Origin of the sequence: Megasphaera intestinihominis, from assembly GCF_040096415.1 — a bacterium.
Taxonomy (GTDB): domain Bacteria; phylum Bacillota; class Negativicutes; order Veillonellales; family Megasphaeraceae; genus Megasphaera; species Megasphaera intestinihominis.
The window spans coordinates 1-5,709 of sequence record NZ_JBBMEU010000100.1 but is presented as its reverse complement, the minus strand read 5'-3'; the positions used below and the strand labels follow the sequence as shown (position 1 = coordinate 5,709).

Sequence of the window (5,709 nt, the reverse complement as noted above, 5' to 3'; positions counted from 1 at the left end):
TTGTAAACGATGTGCTTGCATAAAGTGTAAAGGATGTCCTTGCACAAAATGTAAACGATGTTATTCTTGACAACGTGGGCGCCCCTACGGGGGTTATTATACCATAATCAAAAAATGGCAGGTAGTGGTCAGGCCCATCCATTCGTGATATAATATAACATCAGTTAATTTTTTTTAGAAAGGAAGGCCGGGAAGATGGAAGAACGAGCCCGACAGCTATTGACAGCTTTAGAGGATGCAGGCTTTGAAGCCTATGTCGTCGGCGGTGCCGTGCGCGACCTGCTTATGGGAAAAGAACCGCACGACTATGATATCGCCACCTCTGCCCGGCCTGATGATATCCGGGCCGTCGCCGCCAAAGAGGACTGGCACACCGTCGAGATCCACGGCGAAGCCTTTGGCATCGTCGTCGTCGTCATTGCCGGCCAGACCTTTGAAGTCGCGACTTTCCGCGGCGAAGCCTATGGCGAGGACAGCCACCGGCCGGATACGGTCTGGTATGCTGATACATTGCGCGAAGATGTCCTGCGCCGTGATTTCACCGTCAACGCCATGGCCATGGATTGCCGCGGCGATATTTACGACTACGTCGGCGGTCAGAAGGATTTGCGCAGGAAACGGCTGGTCACCGTCGGCAATCCGGTCCGCCGCTTCCAGGAAGATGCCCTGCGTCTGTTTCGGGCCTGCCGCTTTGCGGGACAGCTCGATTTCATGGCCTCGAAAGATCTCGTCAAAGCCATGCCCCAGGCCTTTGGCCGCGTCCCCGGCCTATCCCTGGAACGAGTCGTCAACGAAATGGACCGCCTCATGGTCACGCCGGCGGCGTACCGGGGACTGGACATCCTCGTCCGCACCGGCCTCGGCGCCTGCTCGTGCCGCCAGAAGGTGAACGGCTGTTATGAAGCTGTCCCCATCCTGCCGGAATTGAGTCATCTGCCCGACACGCCGCAGTCGAAACCGTTCCATCTCTTCGATGCCTGGGTACACACCCTGGCGACCGTCGCCAACACGCCGCCGGATCTGACCATCCGATATGCGGCGTTGTTTCACGATGTCGCCAAAGGCCTACCCGGTATCCGCGGCGTCCATAAGGGCCGCTATACCGATTACGGCCACGATGCCAAGGGCGCAGAACTGGCCGAAGCCATCCTGCTGCGCTGGCACAAGAAACCGGCCTTTGCCCAGCGCGTGGCCTGGCTGGTCAAGACGCATATGAAATTCCATTTCTTTGCCAATACGGCCGAAGGCGACGTCGAGAAATGGCTTCGCCATGAAGCCCTCGATGGCCCTTTCCATCGGACAGAAGAACTAGTCGAAGCCGTCGGCCAGGCTACGGCTGTGGCCTGCGGCGATATTTTAGGCTGCGGCCATGCCGACGCCAGCACAGAAGGGACGGAATCCTTCGGGGCCTATATGGCCATGCTGGCTGAGGCCATGCCAGTCAGTACCAAGGACCTGCACTACGACCGACGGATTCCCGATGCGTGCGGCCGCCGTACAGGCGACTGCCTGCGGATCCTCTTGAAGCGGGTCCAGAACCAGGACCTGGAAAATGAGGCTGATGTACTGGCCGATGCAGCCCGGCGCTGGATGAAGCGCCATGAAGGGGAAGGGCATCATGAATAAAAATGAAAAGAACCTGACCCATCGCATTTGCAGCCGCATGGTCATTTGCATGGCTATTTTGGCGGCTATCGGCTTTGGCACCGTTACCCGCTTGTTTATAGAGCAAGTCATCCATCATGACAAAAACGTGGCCTCTGCCCAGGAACAGAGTCAGATTGAACGGAACCTGCAATCGCCGCGGGGCATGATACTCGACCGCAATGGCAAGGTCCTGGCCATCAGCGAGATGTCCAAGTCACTCTATGCCGACCCGACCATGCTCAATGAAGACCCGGCCATGGTAGCCGATTTACTGGCGCCTTATCTCCGCATCTCGAAGGATGAAATTGAACGGCGCCTGAAAGAAGATACGGCCTTCGTCTGGCTCGACCGCCAGATGGACCACGAAAAATATGAAGCCGTCGAATCGCTCATCAAGGAAGACAAGCTGCACGGCCTGGCTTTCCGCGATGAAAACCGCCGTTTCTATCCGAACGGTTCGATGGCTGCCCAGGTCATCGGTTTTGTCGGTGAAAATGACCACGGCCTGGAAGGCCTGGAAATGATGCTGGACGATGAAATCCGCGGCAGCAAACAGACTTTCCGCCTGCAGACCGATAACCATAACATCCCTGTCTTTTCGTCAGCCCTGGAACGGATCCTGCCCAACAAGGAACGGTCCGTCTGCCTGACTTTGGACAGTACCATCCAGTACGTCGCCGAAAAGGGCCTGGACGGCATCATGGCCCGCAGTCATCCTCAAGGTGCATCCATTATCGTCATGAATCCCAAGACCGGTGAGATATTGGCTATGGCCAGCCGGCCTACGTATGATCCCAATGATTACAGTAAGGGAAATAAAGAAGCTTACAAGAACCGGGCTGTCGTCAACGTCTACGAACCGGGGTCGACCTTCAAGCCCCTCATGGCCGCTGCCGCCCTGGATTCGGGGAAATGGCACATCGGCGATGTCTATCACGACACGGGTTCTGTCCACGTCGCCGACCGGACGATTTACAACTGGGACCACAAGGGCATGGGCGACGTGACCTTGCGGGAAATCATCATGTATTCCATCAATACCGGCATGGCCCATGTTGCCGTGACGACAGGCGGCAAGACGCTGACCGATTACGCCCGCCGCTTTGGCTTCGGGACGATTACGGGCATCGAATTGTCCGGTGAACAAGAGGGCATCCTGTTCGATCCCGATAAGATGTCCATCGTCGATACAGCCACGATGGGCATTGGTCAGAGCGTCGCCGTCACGCCCCTTCAGATGGTACAGGCCTTCAGTGCCATCGCCAATGAAGGCCACATGATGAAACCTTTCCTGGTCAAGGAAATCGATAATCCTGACGGTTCCATTTATAAAAAGACAGAACCGACAGAAGTAAGGCAGCCCATCAATGCCGGTACGGCTGAAACGATTAGCAAGTTCATGGGCGAAGAAGTCGCTATCGGCGGCGGCCAGAGCGCCAAAATCGAAGGCTATCGCTTTGGCGGCAAGACCGGCACGGCCCAGAAGAAGACCGAAGACAGCACGGGCTACGCCGAAGGCCAGTATGTCGGCTCCTTCATCGGCTTTGGTCCCTTGGAAGACCCGCAGTTCCTGGTCCTCATCGTCGTCGATGACCCGCAGGGCGTCTATTACGGCGCCCAGGTCGCTGCGCCGGTCTTCAAGGAAATGATGACCGAAATCGTCCGCATGAAAGGCATCCGTCCGACGGAAGCGATGGACCAGAAACCGCTGGGTTCCGTCGTCATGACGCCGGCTCATGCCATTCCGCCCGTCCATATTTCCAGTGATGGCGTCCTCATGCCGTCTTTCATCGGCTGGAGTACGAGGGAAGTCAACGACTGGCTCAATGAAGCGGGCTTAGGCTTTATCCCCAAGGGGATGGGGAAGGCCATCCAGCAATCGCCGCAGGCGGGCAGTTATGCACCGCAGGGCAGTAATGTCACCGTTATTTTCAAACGGAATCCATAGAATAACAGGGGGAACTAGTTATGCAATTACTCAACGGCCGGGAAGTGGCCGCATTTCATCGCGAACGGGTGGAACGCCGCCTGGCCGATATCCAGGAAGAACTCCATATCCAGCCGGAACTGGCCATCATCCTCGTCGGGGATGATGCGCCGTCGGCCATGTATGCCAGATCCATGCAGAAGACGGCCCGGGCCGTCGGCTTGAAGGCAGAAATCTATCAGAAACCGGATTCCATCAGTGAAGTAGAGCTTTTATCGCTCATCGATAAGCTCAACGAACAGGCTTCTGTCTTCGGCATCCTGCCCATGATGCCCTTGCCGCGCCACTTGAACAGCCAGCGCATCATCGACTGCATCGACCCGAAGAAAGACGTCGATGGCCTGACCGATGTCAACATCGCCCATTTATATACGGGACGACCGGGGTTCGTGCCCTGTACACCGCGGGCAGTCATTGCCATCCTCGATTATTACCATATTTCTCTGAGTGGCAAGGATGTAGCCATCATCGGCCGCAGCAACGTCGTCGGGAAACCGCTGGCTCAGCTCTGCCTGAACCGCAACGCCACGGTCACGCACTGTCATACGCGCACGAAAGACCTGAAAGCCGTCTGCCGCCGGGCAGACCTGGTCATCGCCGCTGCCGGGAGAGCCGGCTTAGTGACAGGCGATATGATAAAACCCGGTGCTGTAGTCATCGACGTCGGCATCAACCGCGTCGATGGCAAGACTGTCGGCGACGTCGCTTTTGATGAAGCGGCCGCCGTGGCCGGGGCCGTGACACCCGTGCCGGGCGGTGTTGGCGCCGTGACGACGATGATGGTACTGGAAAACGTCGTCTGCGGCATCGCCCGGACAGAAACTATTTTATAAAAGTGAGGGAGTAATCTATGCATATCTTAGATAATTTCATGATTCATTATTTACGTCGCTTCGATAAACACTGCTTTACGGTACAACTTCACGACAAGACCTACATCATTGGCGAAGGCCAGCCGTTGTTCAACGTTATTATTCACAAAGACATTCCGAAAAAAGAATTGCTGGCGTCGACGTCGCTGGCACTGGGCGAAGCGTACATGCGCAAAGACGTCGAAATCCAAGGCGATTTGTTCACGGCTCTTCGCTGCTTCTTATCCCAGACGAGCCAGTTCTCGCTGGATAAATCCTTGTTCAAACGCATCCTCTATCCGTCGGAATCGAAATCGGCTCAGAAGAAACAGGTTTCGTCCCACTACGATCTGGGGAATGACTTCTATGCCAAATGGCTCGATCCGTCCATGAGCTATTCCTGCGCATACTTCAAGAATGAAGACGACAGCCTCGAACAGGCACAGCATAATAAAGTCCATTACATCCTGGAAAAACTCTACCTCAAAGAAGGCATGACCCTCCTCGATATCGGCTGCGGCTGGGGCTATCTGCTTATCGAAGCTGCCAAGAAATATGGCGTCAAAGGCTATGGCTGCACACTCAGTAAAGAACAGTGGAAAAAAGGCCAGGAACGCATTGAAAAACTGGGCCTCCAGGACCTGGTACAGATCGACCTCATCGACTACCGTGACCTTGTCGCCGAAGGCCGTCAGTACGACCGCATCGTCAGCGTCGGCATGCTGGAACACGTCGGCCGCTCCAATTATCCGCTGTACATGGAAACAGCCAGCCACCTCTTGAAGGACGGCGGCATGTTCCTCCTCCATTACATCAGCGGCCACGACGAAAGCATCGGCAACCCGTGGATGCGCAAATACATCTTCCCGGGCGGAACCTTGCCGTCGCTCCGCGAAATCGTCAGCCTCGCTTACGACGATGACTTCCAGGTCATCGACGTCGAAAGCCTGCGCCGCCATTACTATAAGACCCTCATGTGCTGGTTCAATAACTTCCAGAACGTCCGCGATGAAGTCATCGCTGCCCGCGGCGAAGAATTCGCCCGCATGTGGGACCTCTACCTCTGCGGCTGCGCCGTATCCTTCTACATCGGCAACATCGACATCCACCAGATCCTCATGACCAAAGGCACCAAGAACGACCTGCCCATGACCCGTTGGTACTAATGTAGTAGGGGACGCCCAAAGGGCGTCCCGCAGGTCGCAGGTCGCAGGCCGCAGTTCG

4 protein-coding genes are annotated in these 5,709 nt (G+C 56.1%); all 4 read left to right on the top strand.

The genetic code is table 11. The annotated features are described in order from the left end of the window. The first annotated feature begins 195 nt into the window (after window positions 1-195). From WMO23_RS10820 to WMO23_RS10805, 4 genes are read left to right on the top strand one after another with little or no spacing between them, the layout of a single operon-like run. The gene (locus WMO23_RS10820; protein WP_020310360.1) at window positions 196-1,626 is read left to right on the top strand and encodes a CCA tRNA nucleotidyltransferase; all 1,431 of its coding nucleotides are present in this window, start codon (window positions 196-198) and stop codon (window positions 1,624-1,626) included. After that, complete coding sequence (locus tag WMO23_RS10815) at window positions 1,601-3,595, top strand: penicillin-binding protein (RefSeq protein WP_020310361.1); 1,995 nt, start codon at window positions 1,601-1,603, stop codon at window positions 3,593-3,595. The genes WMO23_RS10820 and WMO23_RS10815 overlap by 26 nt, the downstream gene beginning before the upstream one ends. Before the next feature lie 20 nt (window positions 3,596-3,615). Continuing rightward, complete coding sequence (locus tag WMO23_RS10810) at window positions 3,616-4,467, top strand: bifunctional 5,10-methylenetetrahydrofolate dehydrogenase/5,10-methenyltetrahydrofolate cyclohydrolase (RefSeq protein WP_020310362.1); 852 nt, start codon at window positions 3,616-3,618, stop codon at window positions 4,465-4,467. A gap of 17 nt (window positions 4,468-4,484) precedes the next feature. Continuing rightward, window positions 4,485-5,651 carry a class I SAM-dependent methyltransferase gene (locus WMO23_RS10805; RefSeq protein WP_020310363.1) on the top strand — a complete coding sequence of 389 codons (1,167 nt, stop codon included), beginning with the start codon at window positions 4,485-4,487 and terminating at the stop codon, window positions 5,649-5,651. The last annotated feature ends 58 nt before the right edge of the window (window positions 5,652-5,709 follow it).

Excerpts from the sequence above, each read along its gene's own strand:
- WMO23_RS10810 (WP_020310362.1), top strand. The coding sequence starts at position 3,616 with ATGCAATTACTCAACGGCCGGGAAGTGGCCGCATTTCATCGCGAACGG.
- WMO23_RS10815 (WP_020310361.1), top strand. The coding sequence starts at position 1,601 with ATGAAGGGGAAGGGCATCATGAATAAAAATGAAAAGAACCTGACCCAT.
- WMO23_RS10805 (WP_020310363.1), top strand. The coding sequence starts at position 4,485 with ATGCATATCTTAGATAATTTCATGATTCATTATTTACGTCGCTTCGAT.
- WMO23_RS10820 (WP_020310360.1), top strand. The coding sequence starts at position 196 with ATGGAAGAACGAGCCCGACAGCTATTGACAGCTTTAGAGGATGCAGGC.